The sequence below is a fragment of the Gallibacterium anatis DSM 16844 = F 149 genome, assembly GCF_000379785.1.
GTDB classification, from domain to species: domain Bacteria; phylum Pseudomonadota; class Gammaproteobacteria; order Enterobacterales; family Pasteurellaceae; genus Gallibacterium; species Gallibacterium anatis.
This window is the reverse complement of record NZ_KB903683.1, coordinates 1-26,352: the sequence shown is the minus strand read 5'-3', so window position 1 is coordinate 26,352 and position 26,352 is coordinate 1. Positions and strand designations below refer to the sequence as shown.

The following is a 26,352-nucleotide window of genomic DNA, read 5'->3' as shown; positions in this document are numbered from 1 at the left end:
ATGGTTTTTATCGTTTTTATCAATAAAAAACCGCACTCGAGGTGCGGTTGTAGCTCATCCTAATTACAAAGTTATTTTAAAATCTGTTCTAGTTCTTTTAGCCTTTTTGCGTTCTCAAAATGACCTATATTAACTTCAAAAAGTTTATTATAGCCTGTCAATTCAGCAACCGGCATCAACTCTACTTTATCTATTAATAGCTCCTTAATTTTTTGCATAAAACCGCTTTTCTTATCCTCATCACTCTTAAATTTAAATGGTGTGTACGGATTACAGAAGAAACTAAAAAATAAGTTAAAATCTTCCATTATTTCGCTTAAAAAAATGTTTTCGGCTATCCATTCTCTGCCATATTCATATAAATTACTATAAGCCCTTATAAGCTCTCTGTCTGCGTTTTGATATTCGGTAAGCAATAAATATTCTTTTTGCATCTCTAGCTTGTCATTAGCAACCTTAAAAGCATTTTGTTTTTTCTCATTAACTGATATTAAATCTGATAACTCATCAATTTTAGAAACAGAAGACGTGACATCATCACCCATAGTAATATCATTTATTTGCTGTTGTAGTTCTTCATTATCTGAAGCCAATGCTTTTAATATACTTTTGTTTCTGTCTATTGTTTTCTTTATAGTCAATATTCGATCTTGTATCTGATAAAAGAACGTTTCTTTCTGTTTAACTATCGCTAACAACTCTTTGAATTTTTCTTCTTGTCTAAGTCTATCTAATAACATTTTGTCTCCTTGATTTATACTCATTAATTTTATCGCTGATCCATTGATCCACTTCGCTTTCAAGCCAAACGACAACTTTATCTGATATAGGAATATTGCTCGGAAATGTTCCTTCTTTCATATATTTGTAAATCGTTCCTTTGCTCAATCCTGTTTTTTTTATCACTTCATTTAATCTGATAAATCTTTCTTTATCATTATCCATTTTATATCCCTTGAAATTTAACGTTATATAGCCCTATCTAACTTCATAGAATATAAAAATATTAGTCTTGTTATATAAAAATAGAAATATATTGATAATGTGATAAGCCTCATCACATAAAAAGAATGATATTATTAGCGTTAGTAGTTCAATAAATAGACATATAGATAAAATTTCACGGAAAAACGCACGTCACGAAAAATTCACTCGCTCACCTTCGTTTTTTATAATAAATTTTTGTATTTTTTCAGTTAAGTTTCAGCGTTAAAAATTTCTAATCTATTGAAAATAAAGAAAATATCCTCTTTTTTTCCTGTTTTCTTAACTGAAAAAATTACAGTTAATTTCAGTATTTTTCAGTTATGAAAAAGTGATAAAATTAGCAACCATAAAATAAGTTATTGTTATATAACAGATTTTTTTAAATTTACGTGATAACAATTGCTAAAAAATTATTTCAGTTAATAGGGGGGGGCCAATGCCTAGAACACTGACTCATAAATGCACTGTATGCCAAAGCAAAGCGAAAATATTAAACGTTAAAGCAATCAATCAGGATTTATCTGAAATAGAATTCTTTTGCACCAACGAACAATGTAAACATCAATTTGTAATGCGCATCAGCTTCAGCCATACCACAAAAGAACCGCACCAAAAGTAGTGCGGCCCTATAAAATCAGCTATAACGCTTTAATAGCTTCAATTTTGCAACCTTCCACATAATCCCCCCACTCTTGCATTATCTCTTTTCTCGCTTTCCATTTTCTGGATCTATCATATGCCGCGCGAACCTTCCCTTTGTTCTCGTGCGCCAAACACAATTCTATCGCTTCTGAAGAAAATCGATCCAACTCGTGCAAATAAGTACTAGCAATCGACCGCAAGCCGTGCGAAACCAATATCCCTTTAAATCCCATCCTTTTTAACGCTACATTTGCGGACTGCGTGCTCATTGGCTTGTCATAAGGTGAGGAATAGCTAGCAAATATATGTTTTCTATTGCCTGTAAATTGCCTCATCTGCTTTAAAATATAAAGTGCCTGCTTAGATAACGGAACGCTATGCGCTCGCTTCCTACCTTTCATTTTTTCAGCTGGAATATGAACCGCATCATTTTCAAAATCTATCTCTGACCATTCAACACTGACCGCTTCCGCCGGTCGTAACATTGTTAATAATTGCCATTCAATCAACAATGCTGTAGGGCGTTGAATATTGGCATTATTCAACGCTCTAAATAAACTGGGTAATTTATGCGGAGCTATTGTGGGCTGGTGTTCTGGAGGAATATAGTTAAATTCTTCGTGCAATCTACGCAAAGGATTTTTATTAATCAAATCTTCATCCTCTGCCATCTGCAATATTTGCCTTAACGAAACATTAATTTTATAAAGTGTATTAGTATTCTTTAATGCTTCCAACGCCGGCATAACAGAAGATATTGACACGTCCTTTATCGGTACATTGCCAATAACCGGCAAAATATGGATCTCAATTCGCCTATAGGCTTCGTTAATAGTTTCTATTTTAAATTTCTTTTGACTTATTCTCTTATCCTTCCATTTTTTCGCCATTTCCGACAATGTAATGTTTTCATACAACAATTTATTTTTCTGTTCCTGCAAATATTCAACCGGATCAATATTTCTCAATAAAAGGCTTTTATAGGTCTGTGCCAACTCTCTAGCTGCCGCTAAAGATAAAAACGGATATTCACCCAAACTGATCTTTCTTGAACGATTTAAAAACTTATAGGAAAAATACCAATATTTAGATCCATTTGAACGAACTCTTATATAAAGCCCGTTTCCGTCTGATTTTGTGTACTCTTTATTTGTTGGTTTTAAGTTTTGAATAGCGGTATTGGTTAATGGTTTTACTATTCTGCTCATCGTCTTTAGCCTCTTTTTTATGAAAGATAACGGAAATTTAACTCCCCAAAAATTATCCATCTAACGTGGGGAGTTAAATGGGGAGTTAAAAAACAAATTTATAAGCAATCATAAAAAACCGCTAAAACACATAAAAAGAAGATAAATACTTGTTTTTAAAAAGATTTAGCAGCACTAAAGAACGTTGGCGAACGTTAGAAAACCTAAAAATGGCGAACGTGGGCGGGTTCGAACCGCCGACCTATCCCTTAGGAGGGGATTGCTCTATCCAGCTGAGCTACACATTCGCAAAATTGAGGAGTTAATTTGTACTGTTTTTATGTTCTTGACGAATCAAGGAGTTGTGCTGAATTTTAATATTTTTTCCTTTCGCTTTAAAGTATTCTGCTAATTGTTGTGCAATATAAACAGAACGATGTTTGCCACCAGTACAACCAATACAAATCGTCAAATAACTACGGTTATTCTGTTCCAATAAAGGCAACCAAGTTTCAATATAATTACAGGTAGAATAAATAAATTCACGTACCACATCATATTGACGTAGAAAATTGATTATCGGTTGATCCAAACCAGTTAAAGGGCGCAATTTCGGTTCCCAATGCGGATTCGGTAAAAATCGAACATCAAAAATATAATCCGCATCCTGTGGAATGCCATATTTAAAACCAAAAGATTTAATAATAATTTGTAACTCTTTGTCGGCATTACCACGTACAAATTCCCGTAATTTTTCCGCCAACTGGTGAGTGGAAAGGTTGGTAGTATCAATAATAAAATTAGCGTGTTGGAACAATGGCTCAAGCCGCTCTTTTTCCAAATCAATCGATCCTTCCAACGAGAGATTCTCTTTAGACAATGGATGTAAACGGCGTGTATCACTATAACGGCGAATCAAACTGTTACGATCTGCATCAAGATAGATAATTTTCGTATTACAGGAGTGCGGCAGTTGTTCCAAAATCGATTCCAGTTCCTTTGCATCCAGCGGAATATTACGAATATCAACACTAATCGCAACTGTCTGCTGTCCACTGCCTAATTTCTCAATTAATTGGGGAATAAGAAACAATGGCAAATTATCAATACAGTAATAACCGATATCCTCAAGCGCTTTTAATGCAACGGATTTCCCTGCCCCAGAACGACCGCTAATAATCACAAGTTCCATAAATCGATCCCCCACACTCAACGAAAAGCTATTTATCTAGTTTGCTCACTTTCCTTGGTTTCTTCCACCTGTTCCGCCTGATTATCCTGATGTTCCGAATGATCAAAAGCAACAAAAATAGACCATACTTCTTCAGGATTTTTTGCCAAACGTAATTGCTTACACAGATTCTTATCTGAAAAACATTCCGCTAAATAAGGCAATAATGCCGAACAGCTTGAACAACAGGTTTCCGGAATCAGAATAGCGAAGATTAAATCAACATCACGATGATCGGCTGATTCATATTTTATTGGTGTATCCAACTGCAAAAACACTGCCACCGGTTTATCACCCACCGCTAATTTTGCGTGCGGAATGGCAATGCCGTTATTGATGCCGGTATTGCCCATTTTTTCTCGATTAAACAACGCTTCAAAACAGGTGATTTCGCTCTCTTCCGTTTGTGGTGAGATTAAACTGCAAATCAGCTCGAATGCTCGCTTCTTACTTGAACAGAGCAAACCGGTACGAATATTTTGCGGTTGTAAAAAATCAGTGATTTTCATATTTCAGCCACTTGTTACAGTTTAAAATGTTCGCCCAGATAAACGCGTTTGACGTGCTCATCCGCCAACACCTGCTGCGGCGTGCCATCGGCAATCATCGTGCCTGCGCTCACAATATAAGCACGTTCGCAAACATCCAAGGTTTCACGCACATTGTGGTCGGTGATCAGCACCCCCAAACCACGATCACGCAACCCTTTGATAATATTTTTAATATCCAATACGGAAATCGGGTCAACCCCGGCAAAAGGCTCATCCAGCAAAATAAATTTCGGATTTGCTGCCAATGCACGCGCAATCTCAACCCGACGGCGTTCACCTCCGGATAATGATTGACCGATATTGTCTTTAATATGGGTAATATGAAACTCTTCCAACAAACGTTCCAATTCCTCGACTCGCTGTTCTTTACTTAAATCCTTACGAATTTCCAGCACTGCCATCAAATTATCATACACGGATAAACGACGAAAAATCGAAGCTTCTTGTGGCAAATACCCGATCCCTTGTTTGGCACGCTGATGCATCGGCAGGCGACTAATATCCTGATTATCAATAGTGATCTTACCTTGATCGTGACTAATCAACCCCACCACCATATAAAAAGTTGTTGTTTTACCGGCACCGTTCGGCCCAAGCAATCCAACAATTTCACCGGAATTAATCGTTAAACTGACACCATTAACCACCGGACGACCTTTATAACTTTTACTTAACTGTTCAGCAGATAAAACTGACATAAATATGCTCTAATTTGATTTTAATTGGTTTGGAATCAAAATGGTTTTCACACGAGAATTACCGTTACCATTCGCTTTCAACTGTTGTTTTTTCACATCATAAGTGATGATATCGCCATTAATACGGCTGTCTTCCTGCTTCAACTGCGCATTATCGATAAGCGTTAAAAACTCTTTGCCTAAATCATAATGGACTTTGTCTGCATTGCCGTAAACCATTTTGCCGTTATCCAATTTCTGTTGGAATTTCACCGGTTTACCGTAAGCATCCACCGTCTCTTTTTTATTATCGGCTTTCTCTTTCTCGTTCGGGCGTGTAATCACCACTTTATCGGCATTAATTTTGACACTGCCTTGCGTAATCACCACATTGGTATTGAAAGTCACAACATTATTGGTTAAATCTAACGATTGATTATCCGACTCGATGTTAATCGGTTGTTCGGAATCACCGGTCAACGCATTTGCCGAATAGCTGACAAATAAAGCGAGTAACGCAAAAGCAAAATTAATTTTTTTGGATTTCATAATATGTTTTAACCTGTTCTTTTAATGTTGCGGATTCTTTTCTCAAATTGCCATCCAATGCTTTTCCTTGACTGGTAAAATTCAGCCCGGTCAAGGTCACCATTGTATCAGATGTTATATCCTGTGTCGTTAAATTGACAAACGCCCGCTCTGCATCAATCGTCTGCAACTTTGAAGTTTCAACTAAACTTTGCAATTTCACATTGCCCCGCAAAGTCAATTTATCCTTATCCGTCAATGTGGCGGTATCCGCCTGTAAACGCCAAGTTTTTATCTGATTTTCATCATAAACATACAGAATCGGCTGACTGAATACGGTCTTATCATTATTAAAATAATCGACATTACTGGATTGCGCCTGATATTGAATTGAGCCGGTCGGACCGAACACTGTTGTTGTCATCTGTTTGGCGATATATTCCGGTGCGGAATCATCTTTCACTAAAGTCGGCATATCATTCTGCTGTAATGAATAGAGCCACGCCAACAAAGCAAACACAATCACTGCAAGTAAAATATTCCAACGAATGGACATAAACAAAATACCTTTTTCAGTAAAATTTTAGCCGCAAAATAATAGCATAAAATCGTTATTAATGAGTTATTTTTCAACAAAACGCTTTCTTCTGTTAAAATAGCGGCTTTACGATCAAGAACATAAGGCAAAACAGATGCAAGATATTCTTATCGAAGTGAAAGATCTCATTTTCAAACGCGGTGAAAGAACGATTTATAACGGTCTGAATTTAAAGATCGAACAGGGCAAAATCACCGCGATTATGGGGCCTTCCGGAATTGGTAAAACGACTTTATTGAAACTCATCGGCGGTCAATTAATTCCGGAGCAAGGTCAAATTCTGTTTGATGGTCAAGATATTTGTAATTTATCCAGCAAAGCCCTTTATAAGGTGCGGGAACGGATGGGAATGTTGTTCCAGTCAAGTGCGTTATTTACCGATATAACCACCTTTGAGAATGTGGCTTTTCCTATTCGCGAACATACCAAACTGCCGGAAAGCATTATTCGCAAAATGGTGTTAATGAAATTGGAAACTGTCGGCTTACGTGGCGCAGCAGATTTAATGCCTAATGAATTATCAGGCGGAATGGCACGCCGTGCTGCATTGGCACGTGCGATTGCATTGGATCCGGATTTAATTATGTATGACGAGCCCTTTACCGGGCAAGATCCCATCAGTATGGGCGTGATTGTTGATTTAATCAAAAAATTAAATCAAACCTTGAATCTGACATCTATCGTCATTTCACACGATGTCACCGAAGTTTTAAGTATTGCCGATTATGCTTATATCGTGGCTGAACAAAAAATTATTGCGGAAGGCACGCCACAACAACTACGGCAAAGTCAAGATCCGCGTGTGGTTCAATTTTTATCCGGACAGGCAGACGGTCCGGTCAAATTCCACTATCCGGCGAAAAACTATGAAGAGGAATTATTCCAGTGAAAATCACGATTATTGAGCGGCTAGGGAAACGTGGCGTGCATTGGTTGCGCACTTTGGGGAAATCCGCCTTAATGCTTTATGGCGCATTAGTCGGCGTTCCTCAATTTAGAAAAAATTTTCCTTTAGTCGTCAAACAGTTATATGTGTTAGGTGTGCAATCCTTGCTGATTATTGTGCTTTCCGGTCTTTTTATCGGAATGGTGCTTGGTTTACAAGGTTATGTCATTTTGGTCGATTTTTCTGCTGAAACCAGTTTAGGGCAACTGGTTGCCTTATCGCTGTTGCGTGAACTTGGACCGGTGGTAACCGCATTGCTGTTTGCCGGTCGTGCCGGTTCTGCGCTGACAGCAGAAATCGGTTTAATGAAAGCGACAGAACAGCTTTCCGGTCTGGAAATGATGGCGGTTAATCCGCTCAGACGCGTGATTGCACCGCGCTTTTGGGCAGGAATGATTGCGATGCCGTTACTTGCCTTAATTTTTACTGCTGTCGGCATCTGGGGCGGATCTTTGGTCGGTGTTGATTGGAAAGGCGTTGACGGCGGCAGTTTCTGGTCGGTAATGCAAAGTTCCGTTGTTTGGGGCAAAGACATCGGTAACGGCATCATTAAAAGTTTATGCTTTGCGCTCAGTGTAGTTTGGATCGCATTGTTTAACGGCTACAATGCCTTGCCGACGTCGGAAGGTATCAGTCAAGCCACCACCAAAACCGTAGTACAAGCCTCTTTAGTGGTATTGGCATTAGATTTTATTTTAACGGCATTAATGTTCGGCGGAAATTAAGCAAAAAGGATAATTTATGAAAAACGCAATGAAATATGAATTTTGGGTTGGGCTCTTTTTATTATTAGGCATTGCCGCCTTAGTTTTCCTTGGGTTGAAAGTTGCCAATATTCAAAACTTTAGTGAATCGCAAACATACCGCGTAGAGGCAACTTTTGATAATATAGGCGGTCTGAAAGTGAGAGCACCGGTGAAAATTGGCGGCGTCGTTGTCGGTCGTGTCAGCAAAATTGAATTGGATCCGACCACCTATTTGCCGAAAGTAACGCTGGTGATTGATCAGCAATACAATCAAATTCCGGATAACAGTTCATTATCGATCAAAACCGCCGGTTTATTAGGCGAACAATATATTGCTTTAAATATCGGTTTTGATGATGGTGAAACCCCAATGTTGAAAGATGGTAGCAAAATCGTTGATACCAAATCAGCAATGGTGCTGGAAGATTTAATCGGGCAATTTATCTATGGCGATAAAAAATCCAATGATGCCGCCACAGAATCAAACGAAACTAATAAAGAATAAATTAGCTTAAAGGAGAACAAAGATGTTACAACGCTATCTCAAAAAAATGGCTTTGCCGTTTATCGCCATCGCCTTAATGTTGGCCAGTTTGCTTGCCAATGCCGAACAGAATCCTTATCAATTAATGCATCAGGCATCCGATAAACTTTTTGCCGATATTACGCAGAATCAGAGCAAAATTAAGCAAAATCCAAACTATTTACGCACTATTGTAAAACAGGATTTAATGCCTTATGTGCACGTTAAATATGCCGGCTCATTAGTGTTAGGCAATTACTTCAAAACCGCCACACCGGAACAACGTGAGCAATTTTTCACGGCTTTCGGCAACTTTATTGAACAATCTTATGCACAGGTTTTGACTTTTTATAACGGACAAAAAGTCACCATTGAGCCTGAAAAAGCGGTTGACGGCAAAAATATTGTCAATATTCGTGTGACCGTTGAACAGAACAACGGTGCAGCGCCGATTAAATTGGATTTCAAATGGCGTAAAAACAGTAAAACCAATCAATGGCAAGCTTACGATATGGCAGCTGAAGGCGTGAGTATGGTTGAAACCAAGAAAAATGAGTGGAGTGGTGTCCTACGTAAACAGGGCATTGAAGCACTCACCGCACAGATCGCAAAATCAGCAAGTATGCCGGTCACTTTAGATAAAAAATAAAATTGCAGTCATTAAGGAATTTTTGATGAGCGATGATAATTTAATCTGGCAGCTGGAGCAGGTCGAACAACAAGCCGTTGTCACTTTAAACGGCATATTGAATCGTGAAACCGTGCCGCAATTATGGCAACAACGTCAGCAATTCAGCTTGAAAGCGAATGCCGATTTGCAAAGTTGCCAACAGCTGGTGTGGGATTTACAACAAATCAGCCATATTGATTCTGCCGGATTTGCTTTACTGACCGAATTATTGCTATTGAATCCGGCTGAAAAAGTGCGATTAATTAATCTACCGGAACAATGCAAAAATCTGGCTGCCCTATTTTCATTAGACCAATGGTTACATCACTATTTAATCAACAAGTAGAGAACATTTATGGATCCAAAAGAAATTGAACAATTATTGAAACAAGCTCTTGATTTAGATGAAGTTTATGTGCGCGGCGAAAATGCACATTACGATGTAATTGCAGTTAGCGACAAGTTTGCCGATCTCTCACGCGTCAAACAACAGCAGATGATTTATGCGCCATTAATGGATCATCTCGCCAGCAATGCCATTCACGCATTAACCATCAAAACTTTCACCGTTGATAAATGGAAACGTGAAAAACTCTTTTTTAATCTATAATAATATCTCTCTTTAATGTATGCAGAAAGGTGCGTTAATTCGCACCTTTTCTAATGTGAAACAGCCTTTAGGAAAAATTATGTCAGCACCGAAATTTGTTCATTTGCGCGTTCATAGCGACTTCTCAATGATTGATGGTTTACCCAAAGTAAAAACATTGGTGGATGAGTGTGCAAAGCAACAGATGGTGGCAATGGCATTAACCGATTTCACCAACTTCTGTGGTTTGGTGAAGTTTTATGGTGCCACTTTAGGCAAAGGTATCAAGCCAATTGTCGGTGCAGATGTTTTAGTCAATAGCGAAGAGCTTGCGGACGAGCCGTTCAGTTTAACGTTGCTCGCCAAAAATAACGCTGGCTATCAAAATATCACTTTACTGCTTTCCCGTGCCTATCAACGAGGTTATCGTGAATATCCGATGATCGACCGCGAATGGCTGATTGAGCACGCCGAAGGCATCATTATTCTTTCCGGCGGTAAAGACGGCGATGTCGGCAAGTTTCTCATCAGAGGCAATCAAAATGCCGCCGAAAACTGTTTAGCCTTTTATCAACGCTATTTTCCAGATCATTTTTATCTTGCTATCAGCCGCACAGGTCGTAACGATGAAGAGCATTATCTGCAACTGGCAGTCAACTTAGCGGAACAGCACCTAATTCCGCTGGTGGCGACCAATGATGTAATGTTTCTTTGCGAAGAGGATTTTGAGGCTCACGAAATCCGTGTCGCTATTCACGACGGTTATACGTTGGATGATCCGAATCGTCCGAAAAAATATAGCCCACAACAATATTTTCGTAGCGAACAGGAGATGTGCGAGCTGTTCGCCGATCTGCCACAGGCACTCGAAAACAGCGTTTATATTGCGCAACGTTGTAATGTCACCATTCGCTTAGGTCAATATTTTCTACCGCAATTCCCGACCGGCGATTTAAGCACTGAAGACTATTTAATTCAGCAAGCAAAAACCGGTTTGGAACAACGTTTGGCAGTGCTTTTCCCCGATGAACAGGAACGCCAACAAAAACGAGCTAAATATGATGAACGCTTGGAAACCGAACTCAAAGTGATCAACCAAATGGGCTTCCCCGGTTACTTTCTAATCGTGATGGAATTTATCCAATGGTCAAAAGATAACAATATTCCGGTTGGGCCGGGACGAGGTTCAGGTGCCGGTTCTTTAGTGGCTTATTCCATTCGGATTACCGATCTTGATCCGCTGCAATTTGATCTGCTCTTTGAGCGTTTCTTAAATCCGGAACGTGTTTCAATGCCCGATTTCGATGTCGATTTCTGTATGGACGGTCGCGACCGCGTGATTGAACACGTGGCACAGATGTATGGACGAGATGCTGTATCGCAAATTATCACTTTCGGTACTATGGCGGCAAAAGCAGTAATTCGAGATGTCGGACGTGTGCTTGGTCACCCGTATGGTTTTGTCGATCGCATTGCAAAACTGATTCCGCCTGATCCCGGTATGACTTTACAAAAAGCATTTGATGCCGAACCGAAATTAGTTGAGGCCTACAACAGCGATGAAGAGGTTAAAGAGCTGATCGATATGGGGCGGAAATTGGAGGGAATTACCCGAAATGCCGGTAAACACGCCGGTGGCGTGGTGATTTCACCAAGTAAAATTACCGACTTTTCGCCGATTTATTGTGATTCCGAAGGGAAACACCCGGTTACCCATTTTGATAAAAGCGATGTCGAATATGCCGGCTTGGTGAAATTCGACTTCCTAGGCTTACGCACGCTCACTATTATCCAATGGGCGGTTGATATGATTAATGAACGTATGCGCCGTGAGGGGAAACCGGAAATCGATATTCATCATATTCCGTTGGATGATGAAAAATCCTTTAAATTGCTGTTGGATGCACAAACAACAGCGGTCTTCCAGCTTGAATCTCGTGGGATGAAAGACCTCATCCGACGTTTAAAACCGGACTGTTTTGAAGACATCATCGCATTGGTGGCGTTATTCCGTCCGGGCCCATTACAATCCGGAATGGTAGACAACTTTATTCGTCGTAAACACGGTGAAGAGGAAATTTCCTATCCTGATGCCGAATATCAACATCAATCGCTTAAACCGATTTTAGACCCGACCTACGGCATTATTTTATATCAAGAACAGGTGATGCAAATTGCACAGGTTCTTGCCGGTTACACTTTGGGCGGCGCGGATTTGTTACGTCGTGCAATGGGGAAAAAGAAACCGGAAGAGATGGCAAAACAACGTTCTGTCTTCAAAGAGGGCGCAATTAAAAACGGCGTTGACGGTGAATTGGCAATGAAAATCTTCGATTTGGTGGAAAAATTCGCCGGTTACGGTTTCAACAAATCACACTCCGCCGCCTATGCGTTGGTTTCCTATCAAACACTTTGGCTAAAAGCACACTTCCCAGCCGAATTTATGGCAGCGGTAATGACGTCGGAAATGGACAAAGTGGAAAAAATCGTCAATTTCTATGATGAAAGCTTACGGATGGGGCTAAAAGTCGTACCACCTGATATTAATACCGGCAAATACGGCTTCAGCGTAAATGAAAAAGGGGAAATCGTTTATGGCTTAGGGGCAATTAAAGGTGTAGGCGAAGCGCCGGTGGAAAATATTATTGAAGCCAGAACATCAGGCGGCCTGTTCCGTGATCTGTTTGATCTTTGCGCCAGAGTCGATTTACGCAAAATTAACCGCCGTACTTTTGATAATCTGATCAAAGCCGGTGCCTTAGATAAACTTGGGCCTCACCGCGCGGCGATTGCCTTAAATTTGGAAGATGCCCTCAAGGCTTCGGATCAACACGCCAAAGATGAAGCGTTGGGTCAAACCGATATGTTCGGCGTATTGGCAAGTTCACCGAAACAGGTAGAGCAAGCCTATGCCAATACCCCTAAATGGACAGAAAAAATGGTATTGGACGGCGAACAGGAAACCTTGGGCTTATATTTAAGCAGCCATCCTATCAGCCGTTATTTAAAAGAGTTATCTCACTACAGTAACCGTTTATCCGAAGTGAGCGTCACTCGCCGCGGCGAAAGCTGCACGGTTTCCGGCTTGGTGGTTAATTTCCGTTCATTGGTCACGAAACGTGGTAATCGCTTAGGTATTCTTACCTTGGATGACCGCTCCGCCAGAATGGATATTACGCTGTTCTCCGATGCATTGGATCAATTTGAAGAAAAAATCCATAAAGATCATATTGTTATCGTTAGCGGATCAGTTATTCCGGATGACTTCACCGGCGGCATCCGAATGATTGCCAGAGAGATCAATACACTGGAAGAAATCCGCCAGCGTGTAGTAAAAAGTTTAGCGATTGCGATTAAACAGGAGCAGTTAAATAACGACTTTATCGACCGCTTTAAACAGATATTAACCCCTTATGCACAAGGCACCATTCCGATTCATATCTATTATGACAGCCCGAAAGGTCGGGCAATGCTGACTTTAGGCATTGAATGGCGTATTACACCGCACGATGATCTGATTTCCGATTTAACCGCTTTTGTCGGTGAAGAACAGGTTGAGTTGGAGTTTGACTAAAAAATAATCCGCATCTTAAAGGCTGTTCTCAATTCCAACTCATCAAGGTGCGGATTTTTATAACAAAACTTTTAGCGTTTATGTCGACAACGCTAGAAATACCATTTAGACAATAATACGCCTGCGGTCACTGCCACATTTAATCCGGTTGCAAGCGGATTGGTTGTTGATAGTGCCACATTGGTGACTTCAGGATCGAGATCCTTAAGCGTATTTTCCGACAACACAATTGCCACTTTGTCCTGTAACTCTAATTTGTTTAGTGCAATCGCCTGTTTGGATAAACTGGCGCGTATCAGTTGATAACCTGCCTGTTTTAACAAATCTAACGCTAATGTCGGATGTGCGACTTCAAATAAACGTAAATATTCGATACCACCTTCAGCAACACGCATTGCTGCCGGGCTTTGTACTGTATCAATCTTATCTGTTACCACATTCTGTACGCCATAAAATGCCAATGTTTTCAAGACACCGCCAATATTCGCTGCATTGCCGATGCCATCCAATACGACAATACAATCTCGTTTTCTAGGCGTTTCTAAATAACTTTTCAGCATTAACGGCGGACGTTTTTTCACTAATAAACAGATGCCGCCGTGATGCTCCGTACCACTGACAAGCTGCAATTCGTCCCCTTTCACCACGTGATAAGCCTTTTTATTTTCTGCTAAATAGCTCATCATTTCGCCGGCTTTTTTCGTTAATTCCTGCGTGACCCATAAGCGCACAATATCTTGTGGACGATGTTCAAATAAGGCAAAACACGCCGCTTCGCCATAAACTTTCACTTCTTCGGCACGATTTTGGCGGATATTTTCCGGTGCACGTGGCGATAACGCACCTTTCTTTTTCACTTTTTGTTGTGGCACATTGGATTTAATCGTTACCGTTACACTTCCCTCGCCAAGCGTACCTGCTTTATGTGCGGTAATCTGCTGTTTATCTCCCCAAATAGAACGTGGTTCACGTGGTTGGCGGAATTTATTTTGATCCGAAAAGCCTGATCGCTTGTCGTCATTGAAACGATCCTGTTTTTTATCGCCGAAACGTGGCTTATCTGAAAAACGTGATTTGCCTTTCTGATCACGTTCGGTGCGATCCTGACGGCGATTGTTATCGGAAAAACGGAATTTATTTTCTTGGAAAACTGGTTTTTTATTCATTGGATTATTTTCAGGTTGGATAATAGGAAAATTTCGCCCATTATAACTGAAACAGTTGAGAAGTCTTAACAAATAATTGTAAACTTAGGCATTTTATAGAAAAGCGCAACGTCATAATGGCTGCGCATAACCATAATTATATTATGTTACTATCAAGATTAGATCGTGCGAAAAGAAGATTAGCTCGTTTGCCTGCGTATACACTGGAAGCGCAACAGGTTGAAATTATCCTATCTTCCAAAGCATTTAAACAGCAAATACTGGAACTTATCAGCCAGGCTAAAAAACGCATTTACATTACCGCACTTTATTGGGAAAAAGATGAGGCGGGGCAAGAGATTCTTGAGGCCGTTTATCAAGCAAAACAGAACCACCCGCAGTTAGATATTAAAATTTTTGTCGATTGGCATCGTGCACAACGTGGACGCATCGGTGAAAATCAACAAAGCAGCAATGCCGATTGGTATGCGGCAATGCGTCAGAAATACGGTTTTGATGATGTCATTGTTTATGGGGTGCCGATCAACACCCGTGAGATTTTCGGCGTGTTGCACATTAAAGGTTTTATCTTTGATGATACCGTGCTTTATAGCGGTGCAAGCATTAACAATGTCTACTTGCATCAACTGGATCGTTATCGCTACGACCGTTATCAAAAAATTACCAATCCACAATTAGCCGACTGTCTGGTTGAATTTATCCAACAAAATTTAAATGATATTTGTGCGGTAAATCGCCTTGATCAAGCGCGAAAACCAACCAAAGAGTTACGCCCTGCGATTCGTTCTTTCCGTAGAAATTTGATTTTAACCGGTAAATATCATTGCCGTACCAAACAACATCTTGAAGACGGCAGATTCACCGTTACACCACTGTTCGGACTGGGTAAAAACAATCTGTTGAATAAAGTGATTGAAGCCTTATTTGTAGTAACTCAGCAAAAATTAACGATTTGCACACCTTATTTCAACTTTCCGCGTTCATTACAACAACGCATCCGCACTTTGCTGCACGAAGGCAAAAAAATTGAAATCATCGTTGGAGACAAAACTGCGAACGATTTCTACATTCCGCCATCCGAACCGTTCAAAATGGCAGGGGCATTGCCTTATCTTTATGAGAAAAACTTACGCCAATTTGCGCGGAAGTTCACCGAATTTATTGATAATAAGCAGCTGACTATCCGCCTATGGAAAGACGGTGAAAACAGTTATCACCTTAAAGGCGTTTGGGTTGATGACAATTACATTTTGCTTACTGGTAATAATTTAAATCCGCGTGCTTGGCGTTTGGATGCAGAAAACGGTTTACTGATTCAAGATTTGGATCACAAGCTGACTGCTCAAACCTGCACCGAATTGGCGGAAATACGCACTTACACTACCATTCTTAATAGCTATCAACAATTGGATAAACCAAGCGATTATCCGGCGCCGGTACAAAAAATCTTGCGCCGTTTTGAGCGGATTAAAGCAGATCATTTGGTTAAGATGATTTTATAGTTTCACCATAAGAGAAGTAATGAATGATTTATAGTATGACAGCATTTGCACGCCACGAAATCCAAGCAGAATGGGGCTGTGCAGTTTGGGAGATTCGTTCTGTTAATCAACGTTATCTGGAAACTTTTTTTCGTTTACCCGAGCAGTTCAGAGCGTTAGAAAATACACTGCGAGAAACATTAAGACAACGCTTATCACGCGGTAAAATCGAATGCAGTTTGCGCATTGAATTAAATCAGGCAAAATCCGGATTAAACCTTAATCAAACGTTTGCTCGCCAAGTAATGGAGGCTTTGCATTGGATTAAAACCGAATTAAATGACGGTCAAATTAATCCGATTGATATTCTACGTTATCCGGGTGTAGTGGAAGATGCCGGCGTTGATGTCGATGAGCTTAATCAGGAGCTGCTTGCCGGTTTCAATGCATTATTGGATGATTTTATTGCAATGCGTGCACGAGAAGGGGAAAAGTTGGCGCAAGCGATTAGCACTCGTTTACAAGCAATTGCCACTGAAGTGACATTCGTTCGTAATAAAATGCCGGAAGTGCTGCAATGGCAGCGTGAACGCTTATTACAACGTTTTGAAGAGGTGCAATTACAGCTTGAACCTAGCCGCTTGGAACAGGAGATGATTTTGCTGGCACAACGTATTGACGTTGCCGAAGAATTGGATCGTTTGGAAATGCACATCAAAGAAACCAACAACATTATCAACAAAGGTGGTGTTGTCGGTCGCCGTTTAGATTTTATGATGCAGGAGCTGAATCGAGAATCCAACACGTTGGCATCCAAGTCAATTAATACCGAAATCACCAACGCTGCGGTCACATTGAAAGTGTTAATTGAACAGATGCGTGAGCAGGTGCAAAATATCGAATAAGCAAAAGGCAGATCATTTGATCTGCCTTTAAATTTTACTGCTCTTCAAATCTGTTTTCCAATAGCTGGTAAACCGCGCCATCTTCTGCTAAACGGAACGGTGTTTCCGGCGGTACGTCTTTATTCAACACCACTTGTAGCCACGTTTGCTGTTGATAATGGGCAAAATTAATGATTGTGCCTGTTTTTCGCCAACCGTTTTCCAACGCCATTTGCACGCTGGAACCGATTTCAACCGCCTCAATCTCATCCGCCACCAAGGTAAACATCGCCAACTTATTTGCGCCACGATACTTAGCACGCGCAATGGTTTCTTGACCAATATAACAACCTTTAGTGAACGAAATTGCCTGTTCCAAATGTTGTAAATTTAATGCTTGCGGAATAAATTCCCCTTGTGCCGTTGCGGTAAATAACGGCTCACCATTAACGATATTCAGCCATTTCCACTGTTCTGCCTGTTCCGACTGTACTTGCTCGCTCTCACTGAATAACAGGTAAAAATCATTCTCTGCATTAACACGTACTAATGTTTTATCTGCTGTTGTAGTGACTTCTGCATCAGTGATTAAATCATTCGGCAGACAATCTTCACTAAAGGCGGCAATGTGCAAATTTTTCTCAACAAAAGTAACTTTAGAAAAAACCGCATATTTTTTTAACTGCTGTAATGCCAGCGGCAACAAACTGTTGTCAAACACAAACCAAAATTGCTCTGCGGAAAATTTTATTAATCGGAATAAAGAAATCACCTTACCTTTCGGATCACAATGCGCCGCTAAGGTCGAGCTGTTTGCGCTCATCTTGACGACATCACAAGTTAATTGCCCCTGTAAAAAAGTTTGGCTGTCTACACCATTGATCTCAATGACGCAATAATTATTCAATTTGGCTGCCAACCCGTTGATATTATTTAAACTGGACATTTTTCGCTCCTCAGCCTAAAAATAGGGCTTGCAACACAAGCCCATTCTTCATTAATGACGCGCAAATTTTTTGCGATTTTCTTTAAATTTCCGTTCTTTACCGGAATGCGATCTCTTGGTAAAAGATTCTCCCTCACGCCCTTTTTTACGTGGCGAATGTTTGCCTTCATCGCTATTTTTCGCCATTTCCAATAAAGACATTTTCATTGGTTTGCCAACAACATAAGTACGTTGGAAATGTTGCAACAAAGGTTTCGGCATTTCTACCGGTAACTCCACTGTTGCATAATGATCATACAATTTAATATGACCGATATAACGACTGCTGATATTGCCCTCATTCGCAATCGCACCGACAATATGACCAACTTCTACGCCATCGGCACGACCGACTTCAATACGATAAAGATCCATCGGCAATTCATTTCTTACCCCACGACGCTCTGCCGAACGTGGATTTTCTCTACGCTCCCGATCAGCACGATCTCGTCTGTTCTCACGACGTGCCGGTTTAATTTCCGGATCTGGCGGCAGGATTAATTTCTGTTTACCTTGCAATAACATCATCATTGCCGCGGCAATATCTTCCTGTGATTGATCCGCCGCAAATATATCTTCCAATAGACTACGATATTGATCGAGATCGTGATGCTCCAACTGTGCTGTAATCCGCTGACGGAATTTATCACGTCTAACTTGTTGTAACTGCTCGTGGTTCGGGATCTGCACCTCATCAACCGTTTTCTTCATCAAACGTTCAATGTTGCGTAACAACCGTTTCTCTCTCGCTTCAACGAACAACAGCGCACGTCCGGCACGTCCGGCGCGACCGGTACGCCCAATACGATGCACATAAGATTCAGGATCAAGCGGAATATCATAATTCACCACTAAACTGATACGATCAATATCAATACCACGTGCTGCCACATCCGTTGCTACCACAATATCCAAACGACCGTTTCTTAATTTATCCAGTGTTTGTTCACGCAGCTGTTGTGTCATATCGCCATTGAGTGCCGCACAACGAAAACCGTTACGTTCAAGCAGATCAGTCACTTCGGTGGTGCCGGTTTTAGTGCGCGTAAAAACAATTGCAGCATCAAACTCTTCCACTTCAAGGAAACGCACTAGCGCTTCACTCTTTTTGAAGCCATTCACAAACCAAAAAGATTGTGTGATATCCGGTGCAGTTTGTTGTGTCGATTGAATTTTGATTTCTTGAGGTTCACGCATAAAACGGCGAGTAATACGACGAATTGGTTCAGGCATTGTCGCTGAAAATAGGGCTGTCTGGTGCGATTCCGGCAATTCCGCCATCACGGTTTCAACGTCTTCAATAAAGCCCATTCGTAACATTTCATCGGCTTCATCAAGCACAATGGCTTTCAAAGCACTTAAATCCAAGGTTTTGCGACGAATATGATCCAAAATGCGTCCCGGTGTGCCGACAACCACTTGCGCACCCTGTTTTAATGCACGCAATTGAATATCATAACGTTGACCGCCATAAACGGTAACAATATTGATGCCTTTTAAATTTTTCGCAAACTGTTCGCACGCATCCGCCACTTGGATAGCCAATTCTCTTGTCGGTGCCATCACTAAAAGTTGCGGATATTTTTTATCAAGATCGATTTTGCTTAATAACGGCAATGCAAACGCGGCTGTTTTGCCACTACCTGTTTGTGCCATACCAAGCACATCTTCACCATTTAATAAGTGTGGAATACACGCTTGCTGAATTGGTGAAGGATTAATAAAACCTAGGTCTGAAATTGCAGATAAAAGGTTTTCCGGCAGACCTAAATCTGCAAAAGTCATTGTTTGTTCTGTCATGTAAATACCAAAGTATAAATTTTCGTTTTAATAATATTATGGCTTACTTTGTGCTGGGGCTTTAGTTTCACTTAAACGCAAGAGTTCTAACAATGAAAAACGATATTCTACAAAGCTATAAACTTGATTCACCATTGCTAATTTAAATAGCGTAATCGCATCCTGTTGATGATTTTGCATTAATTGCTGTTTTGCCAAGTAAAAATAAGTTTCCGTTAAAACTTCAGAATATTGTGAGGAAGATTTCCCTGCATATTGCTTCATCCGTTGTTGTAATTCAGATAAAGAAATTTGCATTAAATAATACTGTACAATATTCGTTCCCCAATATTGATTGGAAAGTTTATTTGCACGCTGTTTCAAACGAGAAAATGCCATATCAGTATCCTGATTTAATTCATTGAAATATAACCAAAGTATGCGATATGGATTAGTCGTATCTTCTTGATAAAATTTAATTAAATCATCTTCCGCTGGTGCAAAACGGTTAGAGTAATAGTAACTTAACCCACGATTAAAGAAAGCATAACTGTAATGAGGATCGAGCGTCAGCACTGCATTAAAATAATCAATCGCTGCATCGTAATCGCCCTCAACTAGGGCATAAATCCCTAAATAATTATAAGCATCCGCCATTGTTGGTTTGAGTTGAATCGCTTGCGCGAAATCAAATCTGGACAATGTCCAAAGACCAAGACTATCGTATAAAACACCACGTTCAAAATAGAATGCGGCACGATCCTCTCGGTTCATTTTTTCTAATTGCAGCACTTGACTAAGTTTGGCAATAACTACTTCCTGATCAATATGTTCCTGCGGTTTGGTGTCAGAAAATATTAATTGTGAATCCGTTCCCAAAACACTTAATGGTGAACTCGAACACCCCACCAATAAAAAGCATAATGAAAAAAATGGAAAATAGAAAAATGAACAAACTCTTCTCTGCAATCGACACATAACACTGCCTTAACTAGCACTAAGCCCAACACTTTCGGCAAAAACACCGTGGCAAAACCACGGTGTTATTCGTCATTGCTTATATCTTACGCGTCTATTGAATGATCTTCAATTACGCTGTTTTCATTTGTTGTTTCAGCTTCATTCACTGCTTTAGGTTGAAGATCTTTCATTGTCAAACGAATACGTCCTTGACGATCGATTTCAACCACTTTCACCATCACTTCCTGACCAACTTGTAGATAATCACTGACTTTCTCTACACGCTCATCAGAAATTTGTGAGATATGAACCAACCCTTCTTTGTTGCCCAACACCGCAACAAATGCACCAAAATCAACGATACGAGTCACTTTGCCTTGGTAGATTTTATTCACTTCCACTTCAGCGACAATGTCTTCGATTCTGGACATTACTGCTTTCGCCGCATTGTTATCAGTTGCGGCAATTTTCACTGTACCATCATCATCAATATCGATTGAGGTGCCGGTTTCTTCGGTCAAACTACGAATTACCGCACCACCTTTTCCGATCACATCTTTAATTTTCTTCGGATCAATCTTCATTGTATGAATACGAGGCGCAAAATCAGAAATATCAGCACGTGGTGTTTGAATCGCCTGTTCCATCACATTAAGGATATGCATTCTTGCACTTTTTGCTTGATTAAGCGCAATCTGCATAATTTCAGGTGTAATTCCTTCAATCTTAATATCCATTTGTAATGCAGTTACCCCTGTGCGAGTACCGGCAACTTTGAAGTCCATATCACCAAGGTGATCCTCATCACCGAGAATATCGGACAACACGACAAATTTATCCTCTTCTTTCACCAAGCCCATTGCAATACCGGCAACCGCCGCTTTAATCGGCACACCGGCATCCATCAATGATAAAGACGCACCACAAACAGATGCCATTGAAGAAGAGCCGTTTGATTCTGTGATTTCAGACACCACACGCACCACATAAGGAAACTCTTCCAAAGTCGGCATTACCGCTGCCACACCACGTTTTGCTAAACGTCCGTGACCGATTTCACGACGCTTCGGTGAGCCAATTAAACCGGTTTCACCTACAGAATACGGTGGGAAATTGTAGTGGAACAAGAAATGATCTGTTCTTTCACCGGTTAACTCATCAATAATTTGTGCATCACGTTCTGTACCTAATGTGGTAACTGCTAAAGATTGTGTTTCGCCACGCGTGAAAATAGCGGAACCGTGGGTACGAGGCAACACGCCGGTGCAAATATCCAATGCACGCACAGTATCAACGGTACGACCATCAATACGCGGCTCACCGGCTAAAATACGGCTGCGCACAACACGACTTTCCAATTCGTGGATAATATCGATGATTTTACCTTCAGTAATGCTTTCATCTTCGCTGTTTTCTGCTAAAACGGTGGCACAAACATCCGCTTTAATCGCATCAATCTGTTCATAACGTGCCTGTTTTTCAGTGATACGATAAGCCTCACCTAAACGTGCTTCGGAAAGTTCTTTGATACGGTTGATTAAAGCTTCGTTTTTAGCCGGCGCTTGCCAATCCCAACGTGGTTTACCCGCTTCTGCAGCAAACTCTTTGATGGCTTCGATTACAACTTGTTGTTGTTGATGACCAAAAACAACCGCCGCCAACATCTGTTCTTCGGTAAGAATATCCGCTTCAGATTCAACCATTAATACCGCTTTATCCGTACCGGCAACCACTAAATCCAAACGGCTCTGTTTTTGTTCGGACATTGTCGGATTAAGTACAAATTGATCATTAATAAAACCAACACGTGCCGCACCGATTGGGCCATTAAACGGCACACCGGATAAAGAAAGAGCCGCAGACGCACCGATCATTGCCACTAAATCCGGGCTAATTTGTGGATTAACGGACACTACGGTCGCAATAATCTGAATTTCGTTCAAGAAACCTTCCGGGAATAACGGACGAATCGGACGGTCAATCAAGCGCGCGATTAAGGTTTCCCCTTCTGAAGGACGACCTTCACGCTTAAAGAAGCCGCCCGGGATACGACCGGCGGCATAACTACGTTCCTGATAATTAACGGTTAATGGGAAGAAGTCTTGCCCTTCTTTTACCTCTTTTTTCGCCACCACAGTAACGAATACACAAGTATCATCCATACTTGCCATCACCGCTGCAGTCGCTTGACGCGCCATCGCACCGGTTTCTAATGTTACGGTATGTTGTCCGTATTTAAATTGTTTCACAAATGGAGTCACAATTTTATCCTCTTATAAATAATGTTAAGTTAATGACATTTGTAATGACCCGTTTGCGACTAGCAAAAATATTTTCCTTTAATCAAAAATACTACCGGCAAAAAACATTTTTGTTAGCCGCACACAAAACGAGGTATTACAAAGTGCGCTATTATAGCGTGATTTTAAAACAGACGCATTGTTATTTTCTTGAGAATGCTTATTCTCCCAACTTTTTCTCGCCTAATAATTCCAGCATTTTTTGCATAAACAGGGATAATTCGCCTGTCATTAAAACAAAATCGGCATCAAAACGCTGTGCCACATTCTCTTTCAAAATGTCATCATTTTTTTCACGCACCACATCCGCAAATTTTACGCGTTTCAATGAAGCATCCTCATTAAAAATAAAACTAAAATGATCTTCCCATTCCAATGCCAATTTAGTTACAACCTTACCGGCAGAAAGGTGTCCCTGAATATCTTGTTCATAGAGGTCTTGATTTTTACAACGTAGCGTTGAACCTGTATCCAAATCTTTAAATTCCGCCTCTTCCAAGCAAGAAAGCCATTCAGGCAGGCTATCGGTCAATAACCAGTTAGTCATTGTCGCAAATAACGGTTCTGCAAACGAAAACGGCACTACCGGCAAAGAACCGAGCGACTTACGCAATAATGCCAACACATCTTCCGCACGCTTGCTTGAGGCGGCATCAACATAAATTAAATCATTTTGGGTATCGATCCATAATGCGGTACGCTGATGACGACTGAACGCGCGTGGCAATAATGTGGCAATCACATCATCTTTTAAGGATTGTTTCTCTGTCTTTTTCAATTTACGTTGCTGGGCTGCTTCAATCTCTTTAATTCGGTTTTCCAATGTTTCTTTAACCACATTGCTCGGCAACATTTTCTCTTCTTTATGTGCCACTAATAAGATCTGTCCGCTTACTTCAAAATGAAACATTTCACTCTCTGCCAACGGCGCTTGCCAACCTAATTTTGTTCTATCACCTGCGCCGCAAGGGAAAAATTGCTGTAATGCTAAACTCTGCTGTAAGTTTTCTGTCGACCAGTCCAATTTTTTTGTTAAACGGTAAACTAAAACATTCTTAAACCAAAACATCGCTGTTTCCTTATAGTTATCTTCATAGCTGTCGGGTACAATAGCCGCTATTGTACCGTGATTTATGGAGAAAATCTTATGCAACAGAAAAAGATCGCCTTTATCGGCGGCGGCAATATGGCACGTGCCATTGCATTGGGATTATTAGCGAAAGGCTATCAAGCAGATCACATTATGATTTGCGATCATAACGAAAACAAACGTCAAGCATTTGCCGAAAAAGGCATATTAACCACAGCAGTATCCACCAGCGCGATTGAATTTGCCGAAGTGATTGTGTTGGCGGTTAAACCACAAAATATGCAACAAACCTGCCAAGCATTTCAACAATACGATTTACAACAGAAATGGTTGATTTCTATCGCAGCCGGCATCAGCGTAGACACATTGCAACGTTATCTGCCTTCCGCTAAACAAATTGTGCGTGTTATGCCGAACACACCGGCTTTGATCGGCGAAGGAATGTCCGGTTTATATGCCAATCCGAATGTCACTGCAGAATTTAAGCAGTACGCCACCGCACTTTTCAATGCGATTGGACAAAGCTGTTGGGTAGAAACCGAAGCCGATATTAATACCATTATTGCCGCTTCCGCCAGTAGCCCGGCTTATTTTTTCCTCTTTATGGAAGCGATGCAAAAAACGGCGATGGCAATGGGATTGGATGAACAGCAATCACGTTTGTTAGTGCAACAAACCGCATTGGGTGCAGCGCAAATGGTCATTAAAAATCCGGATTTATCCTTAGAAACGTTGCGTCAGCAAGTGACTTCTAAGGGCGGTACCACTGCGGCGGCGATTAATGTGTTCCAACAACATCAGCTGGAACAGACGATTACACAAGCAATGCAAGCGGCGGTGGCACGTGCGGAAGAGATGGAGAAATTATTTTGATTAAACTGAAATCAAATTATTGGCTCATCCTCAATTATCTAGGTTATTTCTGCGCTTATGGCGTGTTCGTGCCGCTTATTCCGGTGTGGTTACAATCACAATCTTACAGTGATGAAAATATCGCCCTTTTGCTGGCTTCTGCCTACATATTCCGTTTCTTGGGCGGTATTTTCTTTTCCGGCAAAATTAAAGATACCGCTTATCTGCCGGCAATGTTACGCAATTTGGCGTTTGCCTCTGCTTTAGTGATTTTAATGATTGGCATTAGTTCGTGGTATTGGCACTCTTTTTTACTGATTTTTGTGCTATTTGCTTTATTCAGTCTATTTAACGGTGCCGGAATGCCGCTGCAGGATAGTCTTGCCGGCATTTGGAATCGACAAATCGGCTTGGATTACGGCAGAGTGCGTTTAATCGGTTCGCTAGGGTTCGTCATCGGAGTGGTGGTTTTCGGGGCGTTAATCAGCTATCTTGGCGACCCCGCGATTATTTGGGTTATTTTAGCTTTATTGGTTGTCTATATTTTATACCAGTTACCGACCCCGGCAACATTGCCAGTTTCTAATCCGCAAGCCGCCCAAGCGGAAAGTATTAGTTATCGTCAATTATTATCCGAAGCTAACACTCGCCGGTTATTGATCGCCATCTCATTAATTCAGGGATCTCACGGTGCTTATTATGCCTACAGCACGCTCTATTGGGTTTCGCAAGGAATCGATCTGAAAACGACCAGCCTATTGTGGGGCATTTCTGTGGTAGCAGAAGTGATTTTATTCTTTTTTGCGTCCAAACTGTTTAAACATTGGAACATTACCGCATTATTTACATTGAGCATCATTGCTGCAACTCTCCGCTGGGCAGCATTTCCAGTATTAGACAATTTAGCATTGTTGACCTTATTGCAGCTATTTCACGCACTCACTTATGCCGTCAGCCACTTTGCCACTGTTCGCTATATTTCTGCCCAACCCGATTCACATATCGCTAAGTTACAGGCGTTATATAACGGCATCAGCAACTGTATCGCTGTCGCACTGTTAACCGCACTATCCGGCGTTATTTACAGCTACAACCCGACTTTCGCCTTCTGGACAATGGCTGCTTTTGCCTTATCGGCATTACTGTTTTTACCGAAAACAAACTGCGGAAAGGTCACTGAAATTCGGGGATAAATAAAAAGGATAGTGTCAAACACTATCCTCAGACTGCTGACAAACCTCTAGACATACCTCTAGAGGTTTGATCTAATAGGCATATCGAAAAAAGGAAATGCCTATGCTCAAAAATACACCCTCACTCCAATATGAAATCGAGATGATAAGTCTCGAACAACTCGTTCCAAAAGACCACCTTGTCCGTAAAGTCGCGAAAGCCATCGATTTTGA

General features: G+C 40.9%; 26 protein-coding genes and 1 tRNA gene. 12 read left to right on the top strand and 15 right to left on the bottom strand.

The window, feature by feature from the left end:
* Positions 1 to 71: 71 nt before the first annotated feature.
* Positions 72 to 740 (bottom strand): hypothetical protein, encoded by a 669-nt coding sequence (locus tag A3EO_RS0103960; protein WP_018346107.1) that lies wholly within the window; start codon positions 738 to 740, stop codon positions 72 to 74.
* Positions 727 to 945: a helix-turn-helix transcriptional regulator gene (locus A3EO_RS0103955; protein ID WP_018346106.1), complete on the bottom strand. Its 219-nt coding sequence runs from the start codon at positions 943 to 945 to the stop codon at positions 727 to 729. Before A3EO_RS0103955 ends, A3EO_RS0103960 begins: the two co-directional genes overlap by 14 nt.
* A 478-nt stretch (positions 946 to 1,423) precedes the next feature.
* Between A3EO_RS0103955 and A3EO_RS13895 the strand changes: the two genes are divergently transcribed.
* Positions 1,424 to 1,606 carry an ogr/Delta-like zinc finger family protein gene (locus A3EO_RS13895; protein WP_018346105.1) on the top strand — a complete coding sequence of 61 codons (183 nt, stop codon included), beginning with the start codon at positions 1,424 to 1,426 and terminating at the stop codon, positions 1,604 to 1,606.
* Between the two features lie 19 nt (positions 1,607 to 1,625).
* Here A3EO_RS13895 and A3EO_RS0103950 read toward each other — a convergent pair whose 3' ends face one another.
* The 7 genes from A3EO_RS0103950 to lptC all read right to left on the bottom strand — a co-directional run bounded on the left by A3EO_RS0103950 (position 1,626) and on the right by lptC (position 6,359).
* On the bottom strand, positions 1,626 to 2,837 hold the full coding sequence (locus A3EO_RS0103950; RefSeq protein ID WP_018346104.1) for a tyrosine-type recombinase/integrase: 1,212 nt from the start codon (positions 2,835 to 2,837) through the stop codon (positions 1,626 to 1,628).
* Positions 2,838 to 3,047: 210 nt separating this feature from the next.
* Positions 3,048 to 3,124: transfer RNA gene (locus A3EO_RS0103945), tRNA-Arg, on the bottom strand.
* A gap of 14 nt (positions 3,125 to 3,138) precedes the next feature.
* Positions 3,139 to 4,008: an RNase adapter RapZ gene (rapZ, locus tag A3EO_RS0103940; protein ID WP_018346103.1), complete on the bottom strand. Its 870-nt coding sequence runs from the start codon at positions 4,006 to 4,008 to the stop codon at positions 3,139 to 3,141.
* A gap of 32 nt (positions 4,009 to 4,040) precedes the next feature.
* A complete protein-coding gene (gene ptsN, locus A3EO_RS0103935; RefSeq protein ID WP_018346102.1) occupies positions 4,041 to 4,556 on the bottom strand; it encodes a PTS IIA-like nitrogen regulatory protein PtsN in 516 nt (171 codons plus the stop codon).
* A 14-nt stretch (positions 4,557 to 4,570) separates the two neighbouring features.
* Positions 4,571 to 5,296, bottom strand: coding sequence for an LPS export ABC transporter ATP-binding protein (lptB, locus tag A3EO_RS0103930; RefSeq protein WP_018346101.1), 726 nt, complete (start codon positions 5,294 to 5,296; stop codon positions 4,571 to 4,573).
* Between the two features lie 9 nt (positions 5,297 to 5,305).
* Positions 5,306 to 5,824, bottom strand: a complete 519-nt coding sequence (gene lptA, locus A3EO_RS0103925) for a lipopolysaccharide transport periplasmic protein LptA (RefSeq protein WP_013746237.1) — start codon at positions 5,822 to 5,824, stop codon at positions 5,306 to 5,308.
* On the bottom strand, positions 5,805 to 6,359 hold the full coding sequence (lptC, locus tag A3EO_RS0103920) for an LPS export ABC transporter periplasmic protein LptC (protein WP_018346100.1): 555 nt from the start codon (positions 6,357 to 6,359) through the stop codon (positions 5,805 to 5,807). Before lptC ends, lptA begins: the two co-directional genes overlap by 20 nt.
* A 136-nt stretch (positions 6,360 to 6,495) precedes the next feature.
* On the opposite strand from lptC, the gene A3EO_RS0103915 reads away from it, so the two are divergent.
* The 7 genes from A3EO_RS0103915 (at position 6,496) to dnaE (ending at position 13,449) form a co-directional block, all read left to right on the top strand.
* Positions 6,496 to 7,290 carry an ATP-binding cassette domain-containing protein gene (locus tag A3EO_RS0103915; protein WP_018346099.1) on the top strand — a complete coding sequence of 265 codons (795 nt, stop codon included), beginning with the start codon at positions 6,496 to 6,498 and terminating at the stop codon, positions 7,288 to 7,290.
* Positions 7,287 to 8,072 (top strand): lipid asymmetry maintenance ABC transporter permease subunit MlaE, encoded by a 786-nt coding sequence (gene mlaE / locus A3EO_RS0103910; RefSeq protein ID WP_018346098.1) that lies wholly within the window; start codon positions 7,287 to 7,289, stop codon positions 8,070 to 8,072. The genes A3EO_RS0103915 and mlaE overlap by 4 nt, the downstream gene beginning before the upstream one ends.
* A 16-nt stretch (positions 8,073 to 8,088) precedes the next feature.
* Positions 8,089 to 8,598, top strand: coding sequence for an outer membrane lipid asymmetry maintenance protein MlaD (mlaD, locus tag A3EO_RS0103905; RefSeq protein WP_013746233.1), 510 nt, complete (start codon positions 8,089 to 8,091; stop codon positions 8,596 to 8,598).
* Between the two features lie 46 nt (positions 8,599 to 8,644).
* Positions 8,645 to 9,265 carry a phospholipid-binding protein MlaC gene (mlaC, locus tag A3EO_RS0103900; protein WP_371128164.1) on the top strand — a complete coding sequence of 207 codons (621 nt, stop codon included), beginning with the start codon at positions 8,645 to 8,647 and terminating at the stop codon, positions 9,263 to 9,265.
* Positions 9,266 to 9,290: 25 nt separating this feature from the next.
* A complete protein-coding gene (locus A3EO_RS0103895) occupies positions 9,291 to 9,632 on the top strand; it encodes an STAS domain-containing protein (RefSeq protein ID WP_018346096.1) in 342 nt (113 codons plus the stop codon).
* 9 nt (positions 9,633 to 9,641) lie between these two features.
* Positions 9,642 to 9,896 (top strand): BolA family protein, encoded by a 255-nt coding sequence (locus A3EO_RS0103890; protein WP_013746230.1) that lies wholly within the window; start codon positions 9,642 to 9,644, stop codon positions 9,894 to 9,896.
* 79 nt (positions 9,897 to 9,975) lie between these two features.
* Complete coding sequence (dnaE, locus tag A3EO_RS0103885; RefSeq protein WP_026210993.1) at positions 9,976 to 13,449, top strand: DNA polymerase III subunit alpha; 3,474 nt, start codon at positions 9,976 to 9,978, stop codon at positions 13,447 to 13,449.
* Between the two features lie 92 nt (positions 13,450 to 13,541).
* Here dnaE and A3EO_RS0103880 read toward each other — a convergent pair whose 3' ends face one another.
* On the bottom strand, positions 13,542 to 14,615 hold the full coding sequence (locus A3EO_RS0103880) for a TrmH family RNA methyltransferase (RefSeq protein ID WP_018346094.1): 1,074 nt from the start codon (positions 14,613 to 14,615) through the stop codon (positions 13,542 to 13,544).
* A 143-nt stretch (positions 14,616 to 14,758) separates the two neighbouring features.
* On the opposite strand from A3EO_RS0103880, the gene pssA reads away from it, so the two are divergent.
* Positions 14,759 to 16,117: a CDP-diacylglycerol--serine O-phosphatidyltransferase gene (gene pssA / locus A3EO_RS0103875; protein WP_026210992.1), complete on the top strand. Its 1,359-nt coding sequence runs from the start codon at positions 14,759 to 14,761 to the stop codon at positions 16,115 to 16,117.
* Positions 16,118 to 16,140: 23 nt separating this feature from the next.
* Positions 16,141 to 17,001, top strand: coding sequence for a YicC/YloC family endoribonuclease (locus A3EO_RS0103870; protein ID WP_018346092.1), 861 nt, complete (start codon positions 16,141 to 16,143; stop codon positions 16,999 to 17,001).
* Between the two features lie 34 nt (positions 17,002 to 17,035).
* On the opposite strand, the gene ygfZ is transcribed toward A3EO_RS0103870, so the two are convergent.
* The 5 genes from ygfZ to rdgC all read right to left on the bottom strand — a co-directional run bounded on the left by ygfZ (position 17,036) and on the right by rdgC (position 24,073).
* Positions 17,036 to 17,926: a CAF17-like 4Fe-4S cluster assembly/insertion protein YgfZ gene (gene ygfZ, locus A3EO_RS0103865; RefSeq protein ID WP_018346091.1), complete on the bottom strand. Its 891-nt coding sequence runs from the start codon at positions 17,924 to 17,926 to the stop codon at positions 17,036 to 17,038.
* Positions 17,927 to 17,977: 51 nt separating this feature from the next.
* Positions 17,978 to 19,765 (bottom strand): DEAD/DEAH box helicase, encoded by a 1,788-nt coding sequence (locus A3EO_RS0103860; protein ID WP_018346090.1) that lies wholly within the window; start codon positions 19,763 to 19,765, stop codon positions 17,978 to 17,980.
* A gap of 36 nt (positions 19,766 to 19,801) precedes the next feature.
* A complete protein-coding gene (nlpI, locus tag A3EO_RS0103855) occupies positions 19,802 to 20,722 on the bottom strand; it encodes a lipoprotein NlpI (protein WP_018346089.1) in 921 nt (306 codons plus the stop codon).
* An 86-nt stretch (positions 20,723 to 20,808) separates the two neighbouring features.
* Entirely contained in the window at positions 20,809 to 22,965 is a 2,157-nt protein-coding gene (gene pnp, locus A3EO_RS0103850; protein ID WP_018346088.1) for a polyribonucleotide nucleotidyltransferase, read from the bottom strand.
* Between the two features lie 199 nt (positions 22,966 to 23,164).
* Positions 23,165 to 24,073 carry a recombination-associated protein RdgC gene (gene rdgC, locus A3EO_RS0103845; RefSeq protein ID WP_018346087.1) on the bottom strand — a complete coding sequence of 303 codons (909 nt, stop codon included), beginning with the start codon at positions 24,071 to 24,073 and terminating at the stop codon, positions 23,165 to 23,167.
* A gap of 78 nt (positions 24,074 to 24,151) precedes the next feature.
* Here rdgC and proC point away from each other — a divergent pair, with 78 nt between their 5' ends.
* Together proC and A3EO_RS0103835 are read left to right on the top strand one after the other, a co-directional pair.
* Positions 24,152 to 24,967 (top strand): pyrroline-5-carboxylate reductase, encoded by an 816-nt coding sequence (proC, locus tag A3EO_RS0103840; protein WP_018346086.1) that lies wholly within the window; start codon positions 24,152 to 24,154, stop codon positions 24,965 to 24,967.
* A complete protein-coding gene (locus A3EO_RS0103835) occupies positions 24,967 to 26,139 on the top strand; it encodes a 3-phenylpropionate MFS transporter (protein ID WP_026210990.1) in 1,173 nt (390 codons plus the stop codon). Before proC ends, A3EO_RS0103835 begins: the two co-directional genes overlap by 1 nt.
* Positions 26,140 to 26,352: the final 213 nt, after the last annotated feature.